The organism is Roseobacter sp. HKCC-CH-9208, from assembly GCF_037805125.1.
Taxonomy (GTDB): domain Bacteria; phylum Pseudomonadota; class Alphaproteobacteria; order Rhodobacterales; family Rhodobacteraceae; genus M30B80.
This window is the reverse complement of record NZ_JBBLYK010000001.1, coordinates 1,094,588-1,117,677: the sequence shown is the minus strand read 5'-3', so window position 1 is coordinate 1,117,677 and position 23,090 is coordinate 1,094,588. Positions and strand designations below refer to the sequence as shown.

Genomic DNA, 23,090 nt, shown 5'->3' with positions numbered 1-23,090 from the left:
CCAATCAAAACCGAAGACAGGGTGATAAAGCTTGCGTGACGAGATTGAAATAACGGATGACCTCTCGCGTGACTTGTTGGCGTGGTATGATGACCATGCGCGCGATATGCCGTGGCGGGTCGGGCCCGCGGCGCGCAAATCAGGGCAGCGTCCAAACCCATACCATGTGTGGTTGTCTGAGGTGATGCTACAGCAAACAACCGTGGCAGCTGTGCGTGACTACTTTACCAAGTTCATCTCTCTCTGGCCTCGGATTGAGGATCTTGCAGCAGCGGAAGATGCGGATGTCATGGCGGCTTGGGCGGGGCTTGGCTATTATGCAAGGGCGCGCAACCTGCTCAAATGCGCGCGCGTGGTTACTGATCAACACGCGGGGATATTCCCGACAACCGAAGAGGCGCTTTTGACGCTTCCCGGAATTGGCCCTTACACCGCCGCTGCGATCGCGGCGATTGCCTTTGACCGCCGCGCAGTCGTCATGGATGGCAATGTAGAGCGTGTCATGGCGCGCCTCTTCGCAGTGGAAACCCCGCTGCCCCGTGCAAAGCCTGAGTTGAAAGCCCATGCTGCCGCCCTCACCCCTGCACAGCGGACGGGGGATTACGCGCAAGCCGTCATGGATTTGGGTGCCACGATTTGCACACCACGCAGCCCCGCCTGTGGCATTTGCCCGATCATGACTCAATGCGCCGCCCACAAAGCGGGCATTGCGGCGGAATTGCCGCGAAAGGAGCCAAAACAGCCCAAACCAACGCGGGTTGGTCATATTTACTTGGCTTTTCGGCCCAATGGTGCGGTTTTGGTCGAGCAACGCCCCGAAACGGGTCTTTTGGGGGGGATGCTTGGCTTTGTCACCAGCCCTTGGGCGGGGGTAGATGATCCCGCGGCGCCGATCGTGGAGGCGCTTGCGCCTCCTATTGAGGGCGAATGGCACGACACGGGCCAAGAGGTGCGCCATACCTTTACCCATTTCCATCTGCGCCTGCGCGTGCATCTGTGCCATGCCTCTGAAAACGCGAGCCCGCAGCAAGGTTATTTCCTGTCCCGCGCCAAGTTCCGCGTTGCGGACATGCCAACAGTGATGCGCAAAGCGTTTGACCTTTGCCGCATCGGCACGCGGCCTTCACCCTGAGCCTAATTATATATTTTCATATATAATATTTCTCGCTATATACGTTTAGGATGACAGCATGAGCTGTGAGGTAGAGGCATGTTCAGGTCAAATTATTTGGCATCGCTTCGTGATGTAGCCCCGTTTTGGGTCTCGCTTCTGCTCATCCCTCTTTTGGTGCATCATATCCATGTGGCCACCCCGCGTGACCCTGCTTCTGCGCGATATAATGAGGGGTTTCACCGCTCTTTCCCCCGTGTTTTGATCCAGTCGTTCAAATCTGCATGGCGGGCCGAAGCGCAGTGCCTCGAAAAGCGCAGGCTTGCACTATGGCATAGAAGCAATCCGTTCTGGCGTTACGGGGGATTGCAGGCAGGCATGATGGGATTGGCTATGCCATTGGCGGGAAATGGGGCCTTGCTTTCTTCGCTGTGCAGGCCTTTGTTGCGGTGTTCCATTTGGAAATCACAAATTACATCGAACATTACGGCCTCACGCGGGCCTACAAAGGCGCGGGAAAATATGAACATGTCAAACCCCGCCATTCGTGGAATGCGGATCATCGGGCCACGAATTGGTTGCTGATCAACTTGCAGCGTCACTCAGACCATCATTATCGTCCAGATCGGGCCTATCCGCTGTTACAAACCTATGATCACGATGCCGCGCCGCAACTGCCTTATGGCTATCCTGTAATGGGGATTTTGGCCCTCTGCCCGCCTTTGTGGCGGCGGGTTATGAACCCCAAGGTGCGCGCTTGGCGCAAGCAACATTATCCGCAAGTCAAGGATTGGACGCCCTATTCGAAAGGGCTGCTTCAAACGGAATAAAAAACCCCCGCCCGATGGGCGAGGGTAAGGTGCGTGCCCCCGAGGCAAAAGCCACAGGCACGGGCGGTATATCGAAAGCTGTCTTGGAGGTGGCGTTACTCGCCCAACTCGGAACGCAATTGTTGACGAAGGTGATCAATCGGCACGGTTTTCCCGTCACGGCGGAAATGCCAATATGTCCACCCATTGCACGAAGGTGCGCCTTCAAGTTTCGCTCCCACTTGGTGGATCGACCCTTTGGTGTCCAAAGCGACAAGCGTACCATCGGCGCGAATTTTTGCACGATGGCGGCCATTACCGCTGTGCAATTCCTCACCAGGCCGCAGCAAGCCCCGCTCGACCAATTGACCGAAGGGAATACGCGGTTCCGATCTTTTGCTGAGGCTGGTTTCAAGTGCATCACTGTCAAAACGGCGCGTGTTGGCGATACGCTTTTCGGCGATTTCGCGATACTCTTCCTCACGCTCGATGCCGATGAAATAGCGCCCCAATTTCTTTGCAACGGCGCCCGTTGTCCCAGTGCCAAAGAAAGGATCAAGAACTACGTCGCCTGGATTTGTTGAGGCAATCAAAATGCGGTGCAGCAGCGATTCAGGCTTTTGCGTTGGATGTGCCTTTTCGCCCCGCGAGTTCTTCAAACGCTCACCGCCATTACAAATCGGCAAAAGCCAATCAGAGCGCATTTGAATCCCCTCATTTAGGGATTTGAGCGCCTCATAATTGAACGTGTATTTCGCTGCTTCAGATTTCGAAGCCCAGATCATCGTCTCATGGGCATTTGTCAAACGCTTGCCGCGGAAATTGGGCATCGGATTGGATTTGCGCCAAACAACATCATTCAGCAACCAATAGCCTTGGTTTTGCAGTTCGGCCCCCACGCGGAAAATGTTGTGATACGAGCCAATCACCCAAATCGCGCCATTCGGCTTGAGGATACGGCGCGCCGCAGCGAGCCAGGTTTGCGTGAATTCGTCATAGGCACGGAAGCTGTCGAATTGATCCCAATGATCATCCACCGCATCTACAAGCGAATTGTCGGGGCGATGCAAATCACCCTTGAGCTGAAGGTTGTAAGGCGGGTCGGCGAAAATCAGATCGACCGAACCTTCAGGAAGGCTGTTCATCACATCAATGCAATCACCAGCCAATATCTGGTTAAGCGGCAGGGCATGCGCCCCCGCGGGATTGGTTTTCGTCTTCATCACTGCCTCTGACTTTTAATCGTCACGGCGCCATTTTTTGACGCTCATCTTGAGGCCTAAGATGAGTCGAAACTGATTCGCCGTCAATTTATTTTTTGAATCAACGACTTACAAGATGACGTTGATACAAGATATTGTGGACGGGCTTGAATGAACGTCTATGGTGCGGGGTCACCCCAATATCTTGAAGGGCTTGAAGGTGGGCTTTTGAGGGGTAGCCCGCGTTTTTCTCCCAGCCGTAGCCCGCAAACTGTTGCGATAATGTCACCATCAGCCGATCCCGTGTTACCTTGGCCATGATAGAAGCCGCCGAAATCGAAACAGAACGGGCATCACCTTTGATGATTGCAGTGGCAGGGCAGGGCAAATCAGGAGGAATGGCATTGCCGTCAATCAGCGCATGATCTGGACAGCGGGAGAGACCAAGCACCGCACGGCGCATGGCCAAAAAAGTGGCGTTGCGAATATTCAGCTCATCAATCTCGGCAACGCTCGCCTCTGCGATACTGACCTCGGCCCGCGCGGCGATCTCATCGAACAGTGCCTCGCGCCGCTTTTGGCTGAGCGTTTTGGAATCATGCAAACCTTCGGGAATATCGCTTCGGTTTAGGATAACTGCTGCGGCCATAACAGGCCCCGCCAACGGGCCGCGCCCCACCTCATCCACGCCCGCAACAAGGCCGCCGATCTGCGTCTCAAAGCTGAAATCTGGCGCGAGATTGGGTTTGGTCATAGTCGCGAGATTACGGATTACCATCCTCGCGCGCAATCTCGGATGGATTGGGCCCTACCCCATAGCGCGCAGCAAGGCTCCAGACATGGGCGGGAACCATATTCTTCATCTTGGCAGGATGACTGCGGCGCAAATGTAAGATGGTTTCAATCGCCTTCATCTCGACCCGCGCGCGGGCAAATTCCAAGCCACGCGGCCCAAGACGAGGCTGCAGATAGGCCACCAATGGCCGCAGCCAGTTGGGCATCCGCCGCAGGGGCAAACCGCCCGCCGCGCGCTCCGTATTGGCCAAAAAGCCTTTGACCGCGCTTGTGCGATCCCCCTTATCGGTCAAGGACGACAGGCAGAGCCGATCTTTGATGCCATCAAGCATCTCTGCGCCACGGGCATTGCGCACCAAGATCCATTGCGCCCCATCGCCGCCCATATAGCCCACCGTGATATCGGCCAAGCGGTTCGTGTAATCGACACAGGTCTTGCAGGTCATTGGAAAGAAATCCGCTGGCAATTGCGAGATTGGCAATTTCAAAAAAGGCACGAAACGGGGCGGGCGCCCATCTGAAAAGCGTAGCTCGACAGAGTAATCCGCGCGAAACTCAAGATAACTGACGCTATTTGGCTTGGCATCAAGCAGCGCAAGGAAATCATGAAACCGCGCGGTTGTGGTGTTGTCCGAACAGGGCGTGCCAATGACATAAAGCCGCTCGAACCCATACTCGGCCTCAAGCGCACGCAGGGCATAGGTCTGACAGGGGATGCCGATAAAGGCCAAGCGCGTGATCCCGCGCGCCTTTGCGAGTTCTAACAAGGCCACGCTTGGGGCAAAGCCCATGCGCATCCCGCGGCAGGCGGATAAGTCGTCTGGTTCGGTGACCAACACAGGCACAGGGCGCCACTGATCGTTTGGGTCAGGCGCCACTGTGATGACTGCCTCAATCGCCCCCGCCCGTAATAAGGTTTCCGCGAGCGCCGTGGTAATGCCCGTCCACTGCGCGCCTTCGGCCACAGGGGTCAGCCTTGCGCGATACATCGCTTCGGTCACACCAAAAAACGCTTCTTCATGACGCGCAGGGTCACTGATACGCCCATGAATGCGGGTTTCGGCGTGTGGATAATCTGGGGCGATAAACTGACAGGCCCGCCCGCAGGCGCGATCATCAGACATGCGACTGACCCCGCAATCGGTGCAAAGCCCCGCACGCGGCCCTTTACCAAGTTTAGGCGCGAGTGTTCCCCGCTGCGCATCCAACATGATCTTGGTCAACTTTCCTATGGTCCAAGATCAATGATCAGGCGCGACAGCCAGACTGTCAATCAAAATAGACAGATTGCATGGTGACCCCGACAGGACTCGAACCTGTAACCTATCCCTTAGGAGGGGATTGCTCTATCCAGTTGAGCCACGGGGCCATATCTGCTTTTTTGCTGGAATTTGCTATGGCGCGCAAGTCGATCCAAAAAACCGAACGCTTGGCAAATAGGGATGGTTCGGCGTATCAATAGGAACCAGACGACCGAAGACAGGATACCAGACGTGCGCGGACGCAATCCCTTTGATGGCAAACCCCAGATGACCTTGCGCGATGTGGCTGAGGCAGCGGGGGTTTCGGAAATGACCGTCAGCCGCGTCTTGCGCAATCGGGGGGATGTCTCTGAGCGCACGCGCAGCAAGGTTTTTGAAGCTGCCCGCGCCTTGGGATATGTGCCCAATAAAATCGCGGGCGCTTTGGCATCGAACCGCGTCAATCTGGTTGGCGTGGTGATCCCATCTCTATCCAACATGGTCTTCCCTGATGTCCTTACAGGCATTGGTGAGGGTCTGCATGAAACGGATTTGCAGCCCGTTGTTGGCACCTCAAATTATGATTTAGGGCAGGAAGAAAAAGTCATTTTCGAAATGCTGTCATGGCGGCCCTCTGGTCTGATCGTAGCGGGGTTGGAACATACAGATGCCGCGCGGAAGATGATGGAGAATGCGGGGATTCCTGTTGTCGAGGTGATGGACATTGACGGCCCAAGTGTGGCGGCCCGCGTAGGCATCTCACATGTGGCGGCAGGTCGCGCCATGGCCGAAGAAATCCTTGCCCGTGGCTATCGCAAAATTGGGTATCTGGGTTCTAGCTCTTTGCGCGATTTTCGGTCGCAAAAGCGACAGCAGGGCTTTGAGGATGCGCTGAAGGAGGCGGGTCTCTCCTTGGTGGATAAGATTTTTTATGCAGGCCCCTCGGGTTTTGGCACAGGCCGCGCGATGACCGAAGATTTTCTAAGCCGCAGCCCTGATCTTGATTTCCTCTATTATAATACGGATTTGAACGCGGCGGGCGGCCTGCTTTATCTGTTGGAAAAGGGATATGATATTCCCAATCAAATTGGCATTGCGGGGTTCAATTCCTTTGCCATTTTGGACGGGCTGCCCTTGCGCATCGCCACCATGGACAGCCGCCGCGCAGATATTGGACGTGAGGCGGCCAAAATCATTGCAGGGCGCGCGCTTTCGGGGGCCGATATCGGATTGTCGCCAGAATTCTTGGCGGGTGACACCGTGCGTCAGCGCGGCTGACCCGCCTCAGCATTCAGGCAGATTGACGGCCAAGCCCCCAAGCGAAGTTTCTTTATATTTCAGGTTCATATCATGGCCCGTTTGCCGCATGGCTTCGATACAATTATCAAGCGGCATGAAATGGGTGCCATCGCCCCGCAGCGCCAATGAAGCGGCCGATACAGCCTTGATCGCACCGAGGCCGTTGCGTTCGATGCAGGGCACCTGAACCAATCCTGCCACGGGGTCACAGGTCATGCCTAAGTGATGTTCAAGCGCGATTTCAGCAGCGTTTTCAATCTGTTCGTTGGTGCCGCCAAGTGCCGCGCAAAGCCCCGCTGCGGCCATGGCTGCGGCTGATCCGACCTCGCCCTGACAGCCAACTTCGGCCCCAGAGATCGAGGCATTATGCTTGATCAACCCGCCAATTGCCGCCGCGACCATCAAGAAATCCAACCCGCCCTTTTCGGTCGCGCCGATGCAATGGGTTAGATAATAATGCAAAACTGCTGGAACCACGCCTGCCGCCCCATTGGTGGGGGCGGTAACCACTCGGCCCCCTGCCGCGTTTTCTTCGTTCACGGCCATTGCATAGACCGAAAGCCAATCGTTGATTGTATGGGGTTGGGTGATGTTGCGCCCCGCCTCGGCCTGTAACTGATCATGGATCGCCTTTGCCCGGCGCTTGACCCGCAAACCGCCGGGCAATTCACCCTCCATCCGCAAGCCGCGCTCAATGCAGGACAGCATCGAATCTCGGATTGCCTCAAGGCGCTTTTGCACCTCGGCGCGCGGCGCGCCGTGGCATTCATTCTCCCATTTCATCTGCGCAATAGATTTCTGCGCCTTTGCCCCCATAATCAACATTTCTTCAGCTGTGCCAAAGGGATAGGGGTATCCTGCATCCGCCTTTTGGGCGGCGAGTGAATTCTTGTGGGCGGCTTTGGCCGCTTGTAATTCTTTCGCGGTCATTACGAAACCGCCACCGATGGAGTAAAAGACTTCCTCCATATAGAGCGCCCCGTTGGCGTCATAAGCGCGGAGGATCATACCATTGGCATGCCCCACGAGGGCGGGGCCATAGTCAAAGATGATATCTTCCTCTGGGTTGAGGCGCAGTTGCGGCAGCCCGTCAGGGGTAACATGCCCTGCTGATTTGATCGCTGCAATGGCGCTATCCGCCTGGTCTGGGTCAAGTTTATCGGGGCGAAACCCAGCAAGGCCCAAAATTACAGCGCGGTCAGTGGCGTGACCTTTGCCAGTAAAGGCAAGCGATCCGTGCAAATGACATGACAAGGCCGCCACCTCGCCGGCGCCGGGCTCTCGAGTGCCATGGCGCAGGCGGTCGAGAAATTGCGCGGCGGCATTCATTGGCCCAATCGTATGGGAGGAGGAGGGGCCAATCCCAATTTTGAAAATATCAAAAACTGACAGAAACATAATGCAATTGCCCCGATCTGCGCTGCGCCTTGGGTCAAGATATGCGATTTTTTCTGATTTCTATGGTGATAAATCCGACTCGTTTCTCACGCTGCGCGACCAATCGCTAAGGCTTGTGATCAGAAATCATGCCCTGCCCGCTCATAGCGCTGCGATGGGGACGCAAGCCTATGAGCGCATCCGCTTTGTCAGAGGCCCAGCCTCTAGCAAGGCACTGGGCTGCACCTACAGTTTTTGTTTGGAGGCATCAACTTTAAACGGATTGAGAGTGACCAGGCGGGAAATACGCCGGCCAACACATCAATTTTCGTGAGCTAAACTGCGTACATTAATGCCGCTGACTGTCTGGGTTGGGGGTAGCAGATACGCGTCATATCTGGCTATTGGTGAGCCCGGGAGGATTCGAACCTCCGACCAATTGATTAAAAGTCAACTGCTCTACCACTGAGCTACGGGCCCGCCTGAGGCCCGCGTAATATAAACGAGACTGCGCCCCGTCAAGCCAAAAACCTGAATAATTGTCACTATAATAATCAGCCTACAATTTCTATGCTATTGCGCGGGCGGTTTTGTTCAAATTGGTGTATACTGCGTCTACTGCAATACAGCAGATTTCGGTCTGACATTCAGCTTCTAATCCTCACGGATTATCTGCTAGGGAAAGAGCGGGCTTTGGCCCGCTCTTTTTCATTTGGTGACGGGTGAGGGTAAAATGGCGCTTGAGGATATTCAGGCAGATGTTGTGCGAATTTTGACCGAAGCGGGGCGCGCGCCTGATGCGGCAAAACTAATCGCTGTCTCCAAAGTGCAGCCAAACGCGCGGGTTGAGGCGGTGCTACAAGCGGGCCATCGCAGTTTCGGTGAAAACCGCGTGCAAGAAGCGCAAGGCAAATGGCCCGATTTCAAAGCCAAATTTGAGGGGGTGGATTTGCAACTGATTGGCCCATTGCAAAGCAATAAGGTGCGCCCCGCTATGGAGCTGTTTGACGCGATCCACACAGTCGACCGCGAAAAACTGGCGCGCCGCATCGCCGATATGGCCCAAGAATTGGGCCGCTGTCCCGATCTTTTCATTCAGGTCAACACAGGCGCCGAGCCGCAAAAGGCGGGCATTCTACCTGCCGATGCAGATGCCTTTATCCAAACTGCGCGCGCGATGGATTTGCCGCTGAAAGGTTTGATGTGCATCCCGCCCGTGGACGAGGAACCAAGCCTGCATTTCGCCCTTTTGGGCAAGATTGCTGCGCGCAACGGGCTTTCGGAATTGTCGATGGGGATGAGCGCGGATTATGAAACAGCGCTGCGACTAGGGGCCACGCATATTCGTGTGGGCTCTGCCATATTTGGCGCGCGTGTCGCCCCTCACGGATAGCTTTTCGCGTCCCGCATGATCAAACGTGTTTCGTAGGAAATGCGCGCAGTGATCCATCGCAAATCTGCACGGGAGAACGCAATACATCCTTCGGTCGGATAGCCCGCGCGCCGCCATTGGTGGATGAAAATCGCAGAGCCACGCCCGCGTTCCGCATAGGGCCAGTTCCAATCGGTGATCAGCACCAAATCATAAAGTGGGTCTGCGCGCCGCAGTTTCTCGTGGCTGTGCGCGTAGGGCGCAGGCACCATGAGGTTATAGTCTTCATCGCGCGGATCATCTGACCACAGATCACGCGGCCCAATTTTGAGGGCCCAATCACAAGGGCGCGCCATGCGATCTGCGCGATAGAGGCAGCCAACGATGCGGTGAATGCCGACTGGGGTGGCCCCATCGCCTTCGCGCTTGCTGCGGCTCATCCCGCCGCGCCCGATGCTGCAGGGAAAACGCCGCCCCATAAACTGCGCACCCTGATGGGTGATCACAAGGTCTTCGGGGCGGGGCAGGGTCACAGCAAATGTCCTGATTTCGCGGCCTTGGTCGCCAAATAATGCGCGTTATGCGCGTTTTGGCCGACATGGAGCGCCACGCGTTCTGTGACCTCTATGCCTGATTGGCGCATCATCTCAACTTTTCGAGGGTTGTTGGTCATAAGGCGCACCGAGGCAAAACCCAATTTTTGCAGCAACTCTGCCCCAAGGCGAAAATCGCGCTCATCATCTTCAAACCCAAGACGATGGTTGGCTTCGACTGTGTCGAATCCTTGATCCTGAAGGCTATAGGCGCGCATTTTATTGGCCAGACCAATCCCGCGCCCCTCTTGATTGAGGTAGAGAAGGATACCTGCGCCGTCTTGGCCCATTTGCGCCAATGCTGCGTGAAGTTGGGGGCCGCAGTCACATTTGAGACTGCCCAACACATCGCCCGTAAAGCAGGCAGAGTGTAGACGCGCTAAGACGGGTTTGTCCCGATCTGGGCGACCAATTTCAATGGCGTAATGCTCGGCGCTGCCATCATCGGGGCGAAACACATGGAGGCGCCCCGCCTCCGAGGCAACCATCGGCAGACGCGCGGCGGCTACGGCGTGAAAGGGTTGGCTTTCTGCCAATTGTGACCGCGCCACCGAGAATGGCAGAACGGTCAGCCCATGTTCCCGCGCAATCGCCACGGCATCATCCCGAAACACGCAAAGCATCGCGGGCAAAAGCTGTGCCGACTTGGCGAAATGAATGGCGGTGCGCGCGTCATCCGCCGAGCCGTGCTCTGGCCCTTGCAGGCTTTGGAACGGGCCTTTCATCGGGCGATCCAAATCATCCTTCGGGTCGGCCAGTGCCTTTAGGATGCGGCTGCCTGCATCTTTGGGCAATGCGATACGCGCGATGTCGCCCTCATAAAGTGGCAGATTCAAGGTGCGCGCCCGCCAATCGGACAGCACGATAAAGGGCGCGCCAAGCGCGCGGAAATCTTCTACCCGATCCGTGCTTGCTGTCTCTGAGGCCAATGCGATCAACCCCCTTGCGCCATCGCTAAACACCACAGGCAAGCCTGCGCGCAAATCAGCGCGGGCGCGGGCGGCGATTTCGGTGGCGGTTGGCGCAAGGCTCATCTTGTCCGTCCTGATCTTATGGTCTGGGCATTAGCTTTAGCCCCGATTGTCAGAATTTGAAACAATTGGCCACAGAACAACACAGAGCCGTGAGGATATTTTTCACACCCTTTTCAAATAGGGTATATCACACCCATGTGAGACAGGCACAATTTTGCCTTTGGAGGGCTGACATGGCGAACCTGAAAAAAATCCTACTTGTCGATGATGACGAAGATATTCGCGAGGCGTTGTCAGAACAGCTCGTGATGACTGAGGATTTCGATGTGTTCGAGGCGGGCACGGGCGCGCAAGCGATGGAAAAGGCCAAGCAGGAAATTTACGATCTGGTGATCTTGGATGTGGGCCTGCCCGATACGGATGGCCGCGATTTGTGCCGCTTGATGCGCAAGCAAGGGATCAAATGCCCGATCATCATGCTCACAGGGCATGATAGCGATGCTGATACGATCTTGGGCCTCGATGCGGGCGCAAATGATTATGTCACCAAGCCGTTCAAGTTTTCGGTGTTGCAAGCGCGCATTCGCGCGCAACTGCGCCAACACGAACAATCTGAAGATGCGATTTTCCAACTTGGGCCATATACCTTTAAGCCCGCGATGAAGCTCTTGGAGACGGAAGATAAAAAGAAAATCCGCCTCACGGAGAAAGAAACGAATATCCTGAAATTTCTCTATCGCGCACAAGAGGGGGTTGTGGCCCGTGATGTGCTGCTGCACGAGGTTTGGGGGTATAATGCGGGGGTCACCACGCATACGTTGGAAACCCATATCTACCGCTTGCGTCAAAAGATTGAACCCGATCCCAGCAATGTGCAGCTTTTGGTCACTGAAGGTGGAGGTTATCGATTGGTTGCCTAACTTGGCATCAGATTTGCACCTGTGATGTCGCACGGGGAACCTTGCGGGATTGCCCAAGCCCCCGCGCGCGCCCCGTGGTTTCTCCCTGTTGGACAGGCCCCTGCATAAGCGGGGGCCTTTTTCAGTTGCCTTCGCATTGCACCATGCCCCTCAAGCCCTTAGGAGGGGGACAGGTTTCATCAAAGGGCATGGCAAAATGGCGTTCACACTTGCAACATGGAACATCAACTCGGTGCGGTTGCGTGAAGAATTGGTGCTGAAACTGCTGCGTGAAGAAGCGCCAGATGTTTTGTGCTTGCAAGAATGCAAAAGCCCCGTTGAAAAAATCCCTACCGAAGGCTTTGCGGCGCTGGGCTACACCCACATGGTCGCACGTGGTCAAAAAGGATATAATGGCGTAGCAATCCTGTCCAAGCTGCCGCTTGAAGAGGCGGGCGCGCGGGATTGGGCTGGGCTTGGTCATGCCCGCCATGTGGCGGCGCGCCTCCCCAATGGGATGGTTATCCATAATTTCTACATTCCCGCAGGGGGCGATATTGCCGATCGGGAGGTCAACGAAAAATTTGGCCAAAAGCTCGATTTTCTGACGGAGATGCGCGATGCCTTTCGTGCGGATGCCCCGCAAAAATCTATCCTTGTGGGCGACTTGAATATTGCGCCGCGTGAGGACGATGTTTGGAGCCACAAACAGCTGTTAAAGGTGGTCAGCCACACGCCAATTGAGGTGGATCATCTGGCCCAAGTGCAAGAGGCGGGGAATTGGGTGGATGTCACCCGCAAGGATATACCCGAGGGGTTGCTCTATAGTTGGTGGTCGTATCGCGCTCGTGATTGGGACGAGGCGGATAAAGGCCGCCGTTTGGATCACATCTGGGCCACCGCAGATATTGCCAATGCCGCGCATTCAAGCCGTATCCTGCGCGCCGCTCGCGGGTGGGAGCAGCCATCGGATCACGCCCCTGTTTTTGCGACAATTGATCTCTGACCCCTTGGAGAATGAGCCCGAAGCGCGCATATAGAAGGCGCGCGCAGATCTCATCAGTGACGGAGAAATAAATGTTGGAATTTGGTCAAGCACAGCCCGCCGGCGCGGATGTCATCAAAGATGTCACCGATCAGACCTTTATGGCCGATGTCGTTGAGGCCAGCCGCGAAGTTCCTGTCATCGTAGATTTCTGGGCGCCATGGTGCGGCCCTTGCAAGACGCTTGGGCCACAGCTTGAGGCGGCGGTGCAGGCCAAAAAGGGCGCGGTGCGCATGGCCAAGGTCAATGTTGATGAGAATCAGATGATCGCGGGCCAATTGCAGGTGCAGTCTATTCCTACCGTTTACGCGTTTTGGCAGGGCCAACCCGTGGACGGGTTCCAAGGGGCGCTTTCGCAAGGGGACGTGCAGCGCTTCGTTGAAAAAATCGCCGCCCTCGCAGGCGATGGTGGCTTGGGCGAGGCGCTTGAGGCCGCCGAAGAAATGCTGGCCCAAGGGGCCGTTGCCGATGCGGCGCAGACCTTTGCGGCGATTTTGGGCGAAGAACCTGAAAATGCAGCCGCCATGGGTGGCTTGGCGCGCGCTCATATCGCGATGGGCGATTTGGACACGGCGGAGGCCTTTCTGAACAACGCCGCCGCCGCAATCGCCGCCGCGCCCGAGATTGAGGCCGCACGCGCGCAGATTGCTCTGGCGCGCCAAGCCGATGAGGCAGGGCCCTTGGCCGAGTTGCAATCCGCCGTGGCGGCCAACCCTGATGATCTGCAAGCGCGGTTTGATTATTCAAAGGCGCTCTATGCGGCAGGGCAGGCGGAGGCGGCGATTGAAGAATTGCTTGATCTCTTCCGCCGTGATCGCGAATGGAATGACGGCGCTGCCAAGGCGCAGCTCTTTACAATCTTCGATGCGCTTAAGCCCACGGATCCTTTGGTGCAAAAGGGCCGCAGAAGATTGTCATCGATGATATTTGCCTGATCGCATTTGGCCGCTATTTCATAATTCATGATCCATCACAGCGACCTGCCTGATACGATACCGCTCTTTCCACTTCCCGGCGCGTTGCTGCTGCCGCGGGCGCGATTGCCTTTGCACATTTTTGAGCCACGCTATTTGGCCATGCTGCAAGATTGCATGCGCACTCCCGATAGATTGATTGGTATGATCCAACCGCTTGAGGTGCCCAAAGGCAGTGCTAAGCGGTTGCACAGCATAGGCTGTGCAGGCCGTCTGACCCAATTCTCGGAAACCGAGGATGGGCGGTATATGATCACGCTGACGGGAATTTCGCGCTTTCGCCTGCAACGCGAACAGTCAGGCTTTACCCCTTATCTCAAGGGTGATATCGATTGGGCAGGCTTTGAGAATGATTTGGGCAAGGTCGAGCAGGATCAGGGCTTTGATCGTCCTGTCTTTATGGATTTGTTGGAGCGCTATTTCGTGGCCATGTCACTGTCGACCGATTGGGACAGTATGAAAGATGCCGAAGACGAATTGCTGATCAATTCGCTGTCAATGCTATGCCCCTTTGATCCAGAAGAAAAGCAAGCCTTGCTTGAGGCGCCCTCCCTGTCTACGCGGCGCGAGACGCTTGTAACTTTGATCGAATTTGCCTTGCGGGGTGGATCATCCGATGAGGCCATGCAATGAGCGCAGACAGCCCCGTGTTTGACAGACATATGCTTGAGGCATTGGTGTGCCCTTTGACCAAGGGGAGCCTGCGCTATGATGCAGAGCGTCAAGAATTGATCTCTGAAAAAGCAAAATTGGCCTTTCCGATTAAGGAAGGCATTCCAATCATGCTAGAAAACGAAGCCCGCGAGATTGGGGGTTAAAGCGCCTCGCCCTGCAAGAGGCGTGGCAAATCCCCCGTTAGACCTGCCGCCTGCCGCATGAACCCACGCCGTAATGCGGGCGTTGCACTGACAAGGCCCATGCCGATATCGCGGATCAGCCGAAGGGCAGGGTTGTCATTTGAGAACAGGCGATTGACTGTGTCCATCCCAAGCGCAAGCGCGGTGGTGTCGAAGCGCCGCCATTGCTGATACCGCTCCAACACCAGTTCCGAGGCGATATCTTCGCCATGCAGTCGTGCCTCGTGGAGCACTTCGGTCAATGCGCCAATGTCCCGAAAGCCAAGGTTCAGCCCTTGACCTGCGATAGGATGCACGCCATGCGCCGCATCGCCAACAAGGGCAAGGCGCGGGGCAATGAACTGCTCGGCCAAGGTGAGCTTCAGCGGATAGCTAAACCGCACGCCCGCCAATTCGATCTCACCCAGAAAGTCACCGAATGCGGGGCGCAATGCCTTGAGAAACTCAGCGTCATTTGCGCGCGAAATTTGGGCAGCGTGGGCCGTTTTTTCGCTCCAGACAATAGAACAACGATTGTCCGGCAAAGGTAGGATCGCCAAAGGCCCCGATGGCATGAAGAACTGATGTGCAATGCCGTTATGGGGCAATTCATGTTTGACGGCACAGACAAGGGCGGTTTGCCCATAATCCCAACCTTGGCGGCGAATGCCTGCGCGTGCCGCCACACCTGACGCGCGACCATCCGCGCCAATCAAAATTCGCCCCTGCAAACGCTGACCATCGGCCAATGTGACCTCGGCCACAGCCCCATCGTTGGTTTGATCCACGACCATGCTGTCGCTGAGATGCGTGATCTTATCATTGGCCTCCATCGCCGCGATCAGCGCGCGGCGGAGGTAGCGGTCTTCAAGCATATAGCCCATGGGGCCTTCTTCCATCTCTGCCGCTTGGAAATGTAGGAAGTGTGGCGCTGCCCCGCGCCCTGCATGACCGTCTGAGGCTTTGATTTCAGAAATGGCCTGCGCCTGTTTTGCGACAGCGTCCCACAACCCCAAAGCCGCCAACATTTTTTGCGAGGCACGGGCCAAAGCATAGGCGCGGCCATCGAACGTATCCGCTTCGCGCTTAGGGCGGGAATTTGCGTCAATCACGATGCTTCGAACCCCTGACTGCGCGAGCGCAAGCGCAAGGGTCGGCCCGTTCAGCCCGCCACCTACAATCAAAATATCCGTGTCATATGTCATGCAGTTTATGATGGGCTAATTTATGGAATTGTCCACGCGGCATAGCGTCATTACTCTGCCCATGCGAGACAAAAGCGGCAAAGGGATGAAGATGCGCGAATGGTTGACACGCACGGCAAGTGAACAAGGGCGCGCGATTGGCGAAGGTGCGGTGGATCCAGTGGGTCTGACCGAAACCTATTTGAGCGCGATAAAAACGCATTCCGCAGGCGCGCGTATTTATGCCCGCCTAACCGAGGCCCGCGCCCTAGCCGAGGCCGAAGCAGCCCGATCTCGGGCGCGCAACGGAGTGCGGCGGGGCATTCTGGATGGGGTGCCTGTCTCGTGGAAAGATCTATTTGATAGCGCCAATGTCGCGACTGAGGCCAGTTCGCGCTTGCTTGCGGGGCGCGTTCCAACACGAGATGCCGATGTTTTGGCCCGCGCCACGCAGGCGGGGGGTGTATGTTTAGGCAAAACCCATATGTCAGAATTGGCGTTTTCTGGCCTTGGGTTGAACCCGATGTTTGGCGAAGGGCTTGATCCCTTGCCTGCAACGCCGCCCAACATCAATGACCCAGACACCGTGCCGGGTGGCTCAAGTTCTGGTGCCGCCGCTTCGGTGGCCTTTGGGTTGGCTGCGGTTGCCATTGGGTCTGACACGGGTGGTTCTGTGCGGGTGCCTGCTGCGTTCAACGATTTGGTTGGTTTGAAAACAAGCCATGGACGCCTGTCCAATCGTGGGGTTGTTCCGCTTTGCGCGAAATTCGACACAGTTGGCCCGCTTGCGCGCTCTGTCGAAGATTGCGCGGAGGTGTTCGCCGTTCTGGCGGGCGCGCGCGCCGTTGACCTCAAGAACGCAAGCCTTGCAGGGCGGCGGCTTTTGGTGATGTACCCATATGCAGAGGATGTGCGCGATGAGCCCGCCGCAGGGTTTGCACGCGCGCTTGAAGCCTTTGCTGCGGCGGGGGCGCAGATTGTGCGGCATAAATCGGCGGCACTTGACGCGGCGATGGCGCTTTCGCCCATTCTTTTTGCCGCTGAGGCCTATGCGACTTGGCGCGAAATGATTGAGGCCAATCCTGAAAAGATGTTTGGCCCCATATTGCAACGCTTCCGTGGCGGCGCGGATGTTTTGGTGAGTGATTATATCGCAGCTTGGCAAAAGCTTGAGGCTTTGCGCGAAGATTTCCATCGTGAGACGGCGGGGTATGACGCGGTGATTGTGCCCACTGTCGCGATTTTGCCGCCCATTATCGCGCGGTTGATGGTGGATGAGGAGTATTATGTCACCGAAAATCTACTGGCTTTGCGCAATACGCGAATTGGCAATTTGATGGGGTCTTGCGGCCTTACATTGCCCACTGGGGTGCCTTCTACGGGGGTAATGCTGCTCTGCCCCGCAGGTCAGGAAGAACGGCTTCTGCGTCTTGGGGCGGCGGCAGAGGCAGCATTGCAAGCTTGATCCTTTTTCTGGACGTTTGCGTCATAAGAGGTTAATTTGACTGTCAAAGGGGCGAAAACAGACCCCGATATTTGAGGCAGTCATGGTGTTTCCCGAGCGGTTTTCGAACCTGCCAGAATACGCGTTTCCGCGTTTGCGGAAATTGCTTGACGTCCATCAGGCGGGCGGCGATCCGATTAACATGTCTATCGGTGAGCCGCGTCATCCGTTCCCTGAGTTCATCGGACGCGCAATTTCTGAGGCGCTTGAGGGTTTTGGCCGTTACCCCCCCAATGAGGGGGGCGAAGATTTGCGCGCGGCGATTGTGGCTTGGATCGCGCGCCGCTACGGTGTTCACCTTAACGCAGACCAGCATATCCTCGCCCTGAACGGCACGCGTGAGGGGTTGTTCAATGCGGCTCTTGCGCTTGGGGTTGAGGAAAAGGCGAGGCAAAAACCCGCTGTTTTGATGCCAAACCCGTTTTATCAGGTTTATGCCGTGGCAAGCCTCGCGATTAATGCAGAGCCAATCTATGTGCCTGCAACCGCGGAAACGGGTGATTTGCCTGATTATGTCGCGCTGCCTGCGGCCCTTCTTGATCGCGTGACCATTGCCTATCTTTGTTCGCCTGCAAACCCGCAAGGTGCGGTTGCCACTGAGGCCTATTGGCGTGATCTGATTGCCTTGGCCGAGAGACATGATTTCCGAATTTTCGCGGATGAATGTTACAGCGAGATTTATCGCAACACCCCCCCTGTGGGTGCTTTGCAGGTGGCCCATGACATGGGTGCAGACCCTGATCGGGTTGTGGTGTTTCATTCGTTGTCGAAACGCTCAAACCTTCCAGGGTTACGGTCGGGCTTTGCCGCATCGGGTTCTGGCAATATCGCAGCGATGAAGCAGTTGAAGAATTACACAGGCGCCCCTTTGCCTTTGCCCCTGCAAGCGGCCGCTGCCCTTGCATGGCGCGATGAGGCCCATGTGGAAGAAAACCGCGCCATCTATCGCCGCAAATACCAAATGGCCGATGAGATTTTTGGCAATGTCGCAGGATATCAGCCGCTTGAGGCGGGGTTTTTCCTTTGGCTGCCTGTTGAGAATGATGAGGCCGCAGCCTTGAAACTGTGGCGCGAGGCGGGCGTGCGCTGCTTGCCTGGATCGTATTTGTCGCGCGCTGTTGCGGGTCAGGCCATAGGCCAAGACCGCCTGCGCGTGGCTTTGGTAGCAGAAGAACAGGAATTACAGCGCGGGCTTTTGCGCCTGCATGGCTGTTTGTATCAGTGAGGTGAAGAATGGCGTATCAAACCAGACAACGTGACCCCCTTCTGGACGCCCCGATGCAAGAGGCATTGGAACGGCGTGGCAAGGAACTGCTTGGCCTTATGTTGGTGCTTGCAGGGATTGCGGTCGGGGCCATGTTGGTCAGCTATACGCCAAATGACCCAAATTGGATGGTCGCCACGGACACGCCGCCACAAAACCTGCTTGGCCGCTTTGGAGCATCCATGTCTGCAATTTTGATCATGATTGTTGGCTATGCATCCTATTTGATGGCAGCGGGTTTGGTTGTTTGGGGTCTGCGCTTGACCCTGCACAAAGGCGAAGAGCGCGCGCTGTCGCGTTTGATTATGCTGCCATTTGCGATTGCTGCCTGTTCTGTGTTCATGGTCAGCTTCCCACCTAGTTCAGGATGGCAGCACAGCTTTAGCTTGGGCGGGCTGTTTGGCGACACTGTGATGGGGGTTTTGGTCAATATCCTGCCCGTTTCGATGACTATGTCTATCGCCGTTTTGGGTATCGCTATGGGTGCGGCAAGCCTTGGTTTGTCAGGCTATGCGCTTGGGGTGACGCGCTCTGAATTGCGCCTCTTTACCCGTGGTGGATTGATTGCGCTTTTCCACGCCAGCAATGGCGCTTCGGGAATGGCGGCAGGTATCGGTCGCGGCGTCAGCCAAATGAGTGGCCAAATCGGCGGGCGCATGCGCGCGCCAAGTCCGCGCAGCGCGGCGCAGTATTCCTCCAATGATCTGTTGGTGGATGACGATGATGCGCTGCAGGTGCCATTTTCGACCCCTCAAATCGCAGCGCCCGAAGCCCCTGCGCAACAAGGATTGTTTGACCGCGTGCCCATTTTGCGCGCCATTCGCGGTCGCGAAGATCGCACCGCAGATGTGGCGCAGCAACCGCCCCTTGTGACCGATGAGAATGCGCGCCTGCGCGAAAAAATCTCAAACGCGGTGCGCAATCGTGCGACCTCTGCGCAGCCTGAGGCGTTGCGGGTCACCGATGGCATTCCCAATCCTGCCAAGCGCGTGGCGCCACCATTGACCGCACAAAGCCCCTCGCAAATTGCAGGCGAGATTTATCGTGAGGTTCCTCTGCCTTCTACCTCTGCGCGTGTGGCGGATCCACAGATTGCGCAAGACTTTGACCCTTATGCCGATGAGGATGACAGCGACAATATTTTTGCCGATGGTTTTGACGATGATGAAAGCTTCAGCGTGTCGCCGCAAGATGAGGACTATTCGCCTGTTGCTTCGCATCCTGCCCGCACCGGGGCAGAAGCGCGGCGCGTGGTGCAGCACAGCCCCAAAAAGGCCGCCGCGCCCTCTCGTCAGGCTATTGCTGATGCGCAGCCCTCCTTGCCCTTAGAAGCGCGCGAGATGGAATATGAATTCCCGCCACTCTCTTTGTTGTCTAGCCCGACCACCATTGAACGCTTTCACTTGTCCGATGAGGCCCTCGAAGAAAACGCACGGATGTTGGAAAACGTGTTGGATGATTACGGCGTGAAAGGTGAGATTGTCAGCGTCCGCCCCGGCCCAGTTGTCACGATGTATGAGTTGGAGCCCGCACCAGGCCTAAAGGCCAGCCGCGTGATCGGTCTGGCTGATGATATTGCCCGCTCAATGTCGGCGCTCTCTGCGCGCGTCTCAACCGTTCCAGGTCGCTCTGTGATCGGGATCGAATTGCCCAATTCGCACCGCGAAAAAGTGGTGTTGCGCGAAATCTTGTCGAGCCGTGATTTTGGGGATGGCAATCACAAGCTGCCTTTGGCTTTGGGTAAGGAAATCGGCGGCGAACCTGTTGTGGCCAATCTGGCCAAGATGCCGCATTTGCTGATTGCGGGCACCACAGGCTCGGGGAAATCGGTGGCGATTAACACCATGATCCTCTCGCTGCTGTATAAACTGCGCCCTGAAGAATGTCGCATGATCATGATTGACCCCAAGATGTTGGAATTGTCGGTTTATGACGGCATCCCGCATCTTCTCAGCCCCGTTGTGACTGACCCCAAGAAGGCGGTTGTCGCTTTGAAATGGGTCGTGGGTGAGATGGAAGAGCGTTATCGCAAAATGTCGAAAATGGGGGTGCGCAATATCGAAGGCTATAATGGCCGCGTGCGCGATGCTCTGTCCAAAGGCGAAATGTTCAAGCGCACTGTCCAAACTGGCTTTGACGAGGATACCGGTGAGCCCATCTTCGAAACCGAAGAGTTCAAGCCCGAGGTTATGCCGTTCATTGTCGTGATCGTGGACGAAATGGCCGATTTGATGATGGTTGCAGGCAAAGAGATCGAAGCTTGCATTCAACGCCTTGCGCAAATGGCGCGGGCAAGCGGCATTCATTTGATAATGGCCACACAACGCCCTTCGGTGGATGTGATTACAGGCACGATCAAAGCCAATTTCCCTACGCGTATTTCCTTCCATGTGACCTCAAAAATCGACAGCCGCACCATTTTGGGCGAGATGGGCGCAGAGCAGCTTTTGGGTATGGGCGATATGCTTTACATGGCGGGGGGTTCCAAAATCACCCGGGTTCATGGCCCCTTTGTCAGTGACGAAGAGGTTGAGGAAATCGTGCGTCATCTTAAATCCTTTGGCCCTCCCGCCTATGCCGCCAGCGTTTTGGATGGCCCTGATGAGGACAAGGAAAGCGATATTGATCTGGTGCTTGGCCTTGGCGGCAATACGGATGGCGAAGATGCGCTGTATGATCAGGCTGTGGCCGTGGTGGTGCGCGATCGGAAATGCTCGACCTCCTACATCCAACGCAAGCTTGGAATTGGCTATAACAAGGCCGCACGCTTGGTCGAACAGATGGAGGAGGCTGGTCTTGTCTCAACCGCCAATCATGTCGGCAAGCGTGAGATTTTAGTGCCTGAACAGGGCTGAGCCCTCGCTGAAATGTGACGTGTCATTGGGGGTGCTTTCGCGCTATGGATGGGGCATGAAAAAACCATTTGCGACCATGGCCGTTTTGGCCGCGTTCTTTGCCCTGCCCGCGGCGGCGGCCCCGATTTCCTTGGCAGATTTGTCGGCTTATTTTGCAGGCATTCGCACAGCGGAAGCACCATTCACGCAGTATAACGCCGATGGCACCGAGGTGACGGGACGTCTCTTCATGCACCGCCCGGGGCGGGCGCGATTTGAGTATGATAATAGCGATGTTCTGGTCGTTGTGGGCGGCGGGCAAGTTGCAATTTTTGAAGACCTGACCGATGCGCAGCCCTTGCAATATCCGTTAAGCGTCACCCCGCTTGATTTGATTTTAGGTCGCAATGTGTCTCTCGCGACTTCGGATTTGGTGGTTGATCATCGAGAAGCCGAAGATGGCACCACCCGTGTGGTGGCCCGTGATCAAGACCGCCCAGAGGCGGGGGAATTGATGCTGGTCTTTGCGGATGCGCCTGTGCGCCTTGTGCAATGGATGACCCGCAATGAATATGGCGAGACTGTTGTGGTCGCGCTAGGTGATTTCATCTTTGGGCAGGATTATGCGAATTTTCTGTTCAGCCCGACCTTTGAGGCGGAACAGCGCAGCCGCTAGCCTTGGGTCGCGGTGCAGCTTGCCAATTGCCGATCATAGAGCGCGGCGCGTGCTTCAACACGATCTGCCACGCGCATAAGCCATGCTTTGTTGCGATAGGTGCCGCGTGAATAACCACGATGACCTTCATGATAGGCCAAATATTGGTTGCGCGCATCCGTCAGAGCGATGCCGTTTCGTTCGCGCGAGCGGTTCATATACCACCCCATGAAATCGGTCGCATCGGAGATATCGGTGCGTCTGGCAAACCGCCGACCTGTGTCATCGCGGTATTCATCCCATGTTCCATCAAGGGCTTGGCTGTAGCCGAACGCTGAGCTTTGCCGCCCTGCGGGGATGACCCCAAGCGCATAGCGGCGCGGGGTTCGTGCGTTGCTGACGAAACTACTTTCATGGTAGATCGTGGCCATCTGAACCGCGACAGGGACGCCCCAATTGGCCTCGGTGGCCTGCATGGCGCTTAGATAATATGGGCGTTCTTCGATGATTGCGCAGGCATTATCCACATTGCGTGGCGGGGTGGCTGATCCCACGCAGGCGCCGAGCGCCAACACCAGCGGAAGCAACGCAAAGCGGTTCATATGCCTGATCCTTTATTGGACTGCTCTCTTTTTATGACGAAATCATACGCTAGTTGCGCCGAAATGAAAATAAATTCCCGCATGATCCGCATCCTTTGTTTCAACAATCTGTTTCGCCTGATCTGCATTGCGGGTCATGGACAAACAAGGGCGACAGGATTACGTTGCGCGTTGGATCATAGGGGGTCTAGATGCTCAAACGGCACGCTAAATTCAATCTTGGGCAGGTCGTGCGCCACAAGAAGCACCCGTTTCGCGGGGTGATCTTTGATATCGACACCCAGTTTTCGAATACTGAGGAATGGTATAACTCTATCCCCGAAGATAAGCGGCCCATCAAGGAGCAGCCATTTTACCACCTTCTGGCGGAAAATGATCATAGCTACTACGTGGCCTATGTTTCCGAACAAAACCTTGAGATTGACGATACGGGCGAACCCGTGGATCACCCCGATCTGCCCGAATTGTTCGGTGAGTTTCAGAACGGGGCCTATCCTTTGGATTACCAGCTGAATTGATC

21 protein-coding genes, 2 tRNA genes and 1 pseudogene are annotated in these 23,090 nt (G+C 56.1%); 14 read left to right on the top strand and 10 right to left on the bottom strand.

The window, feature by feature from the left end; translation table 11 throughout:
- Positions 1-31 precede the first annotated feature (31 nt).
- Both mutY and AAC621_RS05560 read left to right on the top strand, forming a co-directional pair.
- A complete protein-coding gene (gene mutY, locus AAC621_RS05565; protein WP_340252955.1) occupies positions 32-1,132 on the top strand; it encodes an A/G-specific adenine glycosylase in 1,101 nt (366 codons plus the stop codon).
- A gap of 150 nt (positions 1,133-1,282) precedes the next feature.
- A pseudogene (locus AAC621_RS05560) lies at positions 1,283-1,941 on the top strand (alkane 1-monooxygenase); the annotation flags it as partial.
- A gap of 95 nt (positions 1,942-2,036) precedes the next feature.
- Here the strand turns inward: AAC621_RS05560 and AAC621_RS05555 are convergent.
- From AAC621_RS05555 to AAC621_RS05540, 4 genes are all read right to left on the bottom strand, one after another.
- Positions 2,037-3,143, bottom strand: coding sequence for a site-specific DNA-methyltransferase (locus AAC621_RS05555; RefSeq protein ID WP_340252953.1), 1,107 nt, complete (start codon positions 3,141-3,143; stop codon positions 2,037-2,039).
- Between the two features lie 100 nt (positions 3,144-3,243).
- Complete coding sequence (locus AAC621_RS05550) at positions 3,244-3,900, bottom strand: ribonuclease HII (RefSeq protein ID WP_445322490.1); 657 nt, start codon at positions 3,898-3,900, stop codon at positions 3,244-3,246.
- The gene (locus AAC621_RS05545) at positions 3,887-5,128 is read right to left on the bottom strand and encodes a Coenzyme F420 hydrogenase/dehydrogenase, beta subunit C-terminal domain (protein ID WP_340256361.1); all 1,242 of its coding nucleotides are present in this window, start codon (positions 5,126-5,128) and stop codon (positions 3,887-3,889) included. The genes AAC621_RS05550 and AAC621_RS05545 overlap by 14 nt, the downstream gene beginning before the upstream one ends.
- A gap of 81 nt (positions 5,129-5,209) precedes the next feature.
- A tRNA-Arg gene (locus AAC621_RS05540) sits at positions 5,210-5,286 on the bottom strand.
- Between the two features lie 160 nt (positions 5,287-5,446).
- On the opposite strand from AAC621_RS05540, the gene AAC621_RS05535 reads away from it, so the two are divergent.
- On the top strand, positions 5,447-6,436 hold the full coding sequence (locus AAC621_RS05535) for a LacI family DNA-binding transcriptional regulator (protein WP_340256358.1): 990 nt from the start codon (positions 5,447-5,449) through the stop codon (positions 6,434-6,436).
- 6 nt (positions 6,437-6,442) lie between these two features.
- On the opposite strand, the gene AAC621_RS05530 is transcribed toward AAC621_RS05535, so the two are convergent.
- Both AAC621_RS05530 and AAC621_RS05525 read right to left on the bottom strand, forming a co-directional pair.
- A complete protein-coding gene (locus tag AAC621_RS05530) occupies positions 6,443-7,855 on the bottom strand; it encodes an L-serine ammonia-lyase (protein ID WP_340252951.1) in 1,413 nt (470 codons plus the stop codon).
- Positions 7,856-8,239: 384 nt separating this feature from the next.
- A tRNA-Lys gene (locus AAC621_RS05525) sits at positions 8,240-8,314 on the bottom strand.
- A 253-nt stretch (positions 8,315-8,567) separates the two neighbouring features.
- Here AAC621_RS05525 and AAC621_RS05520 point away from each other — a divergent pair.
- Positions 8,568-9,227 carry a YggS family pyridoxal phosphate-dependent enzyme gene (locus tag AAC621_RS05520; protein ID WP_340252949.1) on the top strand — a complete coding sequence of 220 codons (660 nt, stop codon included), beginning with the start codon at positions 8,568-8,570 and terminating at the stop codon, positions 9,225-9,227.
- Here the strand turns inward: AAC621_RS05520 and AAC621_RS05515 are convergent.
- Positions 9,218-9,685 (bottom strand): L,D-transpeptidase family protein, encoded by a 468-nt coding sequence (locus AAC621_RS05515; RefSeq protein WP_340256355.1) that lies wholly within the window; start codon positions 9,683-9,685, stop codon positions 9,218-9,220. The genes AAC621_RS05520 and AAC621_RS05515 overlap by 10 nt on opposite strands.
- A gap of 50 nt (positions 9,686-9,735) precedes the next feature.
- Positions 9,736-10,833, bottom strand: coding sequence for a GTP cyclohydrolase II (gene ribA / locus AAC621_RS05510; RefSeq protein ID WP_340252947.1), 1,098 nt, complete (start codon positions 10,831-10,833; stop codon positions 9,736-9,738).
- Positions 10,834-11,006: 173 nt separating this feature from the next.
- Here ribA and AAC621_RS05505 point away from each other — a divergent pair, with 173 nt between their 5' ends.
- From AAC621_RS05505 to AAC621_RS05485, 5 genes are all read left to right on the top strand, one after another.
- On the top strand, positions 11,007-11,693 hold the full coding sequence (locus AAC621_RS05505) for a response regulator transcription factor (RefSeq protein ID WP_317656769.1): 687 nt from the start codon (positions 11,007-11,009) through the stop codon (positions 11,691-11,693).
- A gap of 196 nt (positions 11,694-11,889) precedes the next feature.
- Positions 11,890-12,678, top strand: coding sequence for an exodeoxyribonuclease III (locus AAC621_RS05500; protein WP_340252945.1), 789 nt, complete (start codon positions 11,890-11,892; stop codon positions 12,676-12,678).
- A gap of 71 nt (positions 12,679-12,749) precedes the next feature.
- Complete coding sequence (locus AAC621_RS05495) at positions 12,750-13,652, top strand: co-chaperone YbbN (RefSeq protein WP_340252943.1); 903 nt, start codon at positions 12,750-12,752, stop codon at positions 13,650-13,652.
- 27 nt (positions 13,653-13,679) lie between these two features.
- Positions 13,680-14,324: an LON peptidase substrate-binding domain-containing protein gene (locus AAC621_RS05490; protein WP_340252941.1), complete on the top strand. Its 645-nt coding sequence runs from the start codon at positions 13,680-13,682 to the stop codon at positions 14,322-14,324.
- Positions 14,321-14,509, top strand: coding sequence for a Trm112 family protein (locus tag AAC621_RS05485; RefSeq protein WP_340252939.1), 189 nt, complete (start codon positions 14,321-14,323; stop codon positions 14,507-14,509). Before AAC621_RS05490 ends, AAC621_RS05485 begins: the two co-directional genes overlap by 4 nt.
- Here the strand turns inward: AAC621_RS05485 and AAC621_RS05480 are convergent.
- The gene (locus AAC621_RS05480) at positions 14,506-15,732 is read right to left on the bottom strand and encodes a UbiH/UbiF/VisC/COQ6 family ubiquinone biosynthesis hydroxylase (RefSeq protein WP_340252937.1); all 1,227 of its coding nucleotides are present in this window, start codon (positions 15,730-15,732) and stop codon (positions 14,506-14,508) included. The genes AAC621_RS05485 and AAC621_RS05480 overlap by 4 nt on opposite strands.
- Before the next feature lie 91 nt (positions 15,733-15,823).
- Between AAC621_RS05480 and AAC621_RS05475 the strand changes: the two genes are divergently transcribed.
- The 4 genes from AAC621_RS05475 to AAC621_RS05460 all read left to right on the top strand — a co-directional run bounded on the left by AAC621_RS05475 (position 15,824) and on the right by AAC621_RS05460 (position 21,989).
- On the top strand, positions 15,824-17,176 hold the full coding sequence (locus AAC621_RS05475; RefSeq protein WP_340252935.1) for an amidase: 1,353 nt from the start codon (positions 15,824-15,826) through the stop codon (positions 17,174-17,176).
- Between the two features lie 82 nt (positions 17,177-17,258).
- A complete protein-coding gene (locus tag AAC621_RS05470) occupies positions 17,259-18,440 on the top strand; it encodes an aminotransferase class I/II-fold pyridoxal phosphate-dependent enzyme (RefSeq protein WP_340252933.1) in 1,182 nt (393 codons plus the stop codon).
- Positions 18,441-18,448: 8 nt separating this feature from the next.
- The gene (locus tag AAC621_RS05465; RefSeq protein WP_340252931.1) at positions 18,449-21,334 is read left to right on the top strand and encodes a DNA translocase FtsK; all 2,886 of its coding nucleotides are present in this window, start codon (positions 18,449-18,451) and stop codon (positions 21,332-21,334) included.
- 55 nt (positions 21,335-21,389) lie between these two features.
- Positions 21,390-21,989: a LolA family protein gene (locus tag AAC621_RS05460; RefSeq protein WP_340252929.1), complete on the top strand. Its 600-nt coding sequence runs from the start codon at positions 21,390-21,392 to the stop codon at positions 21,987-21,989.
- On the opposite strand, the gene AAC621_RS05455 is transcribed toward AAC621_RS05460, so the two are convergent.
- Positions 21,986-22,570 (bottom strand): transglycosylase SLT domain-containing protein, encoded by a 585-nt coding sequence (locus AAC621_RS05455; RefSeq protein WP_340252927.1) that lies wholly within the window; start codon positions 22,568-22,570, stop codon positions 21,986-21,988. The genes AAC621_RS05460 and AAC621_RS05455 overlap by 4 nt on opposite strands.
- A gap of 191 nt (positions 22,571-22,761) precedes the next feature.
- Between AAC621_RS05455 and hspQ the strand changes: the two genes are divergently transcribed.
- The gene (gene hspQ / locus AAC621_RS05450) at positions 22,762-23,088 is read left to right on the top strand and encodes a heat shock protein HspQ (RefSeq protein ID WP_317656758.1); all 327 of its coding nucleotides are present in this window, start codon (positions 22,762-22,764) and stop codon (positions 23,086-23,088) included.
- Positions 23,089-23,090 lie beyond the last annotated feature (2 nt).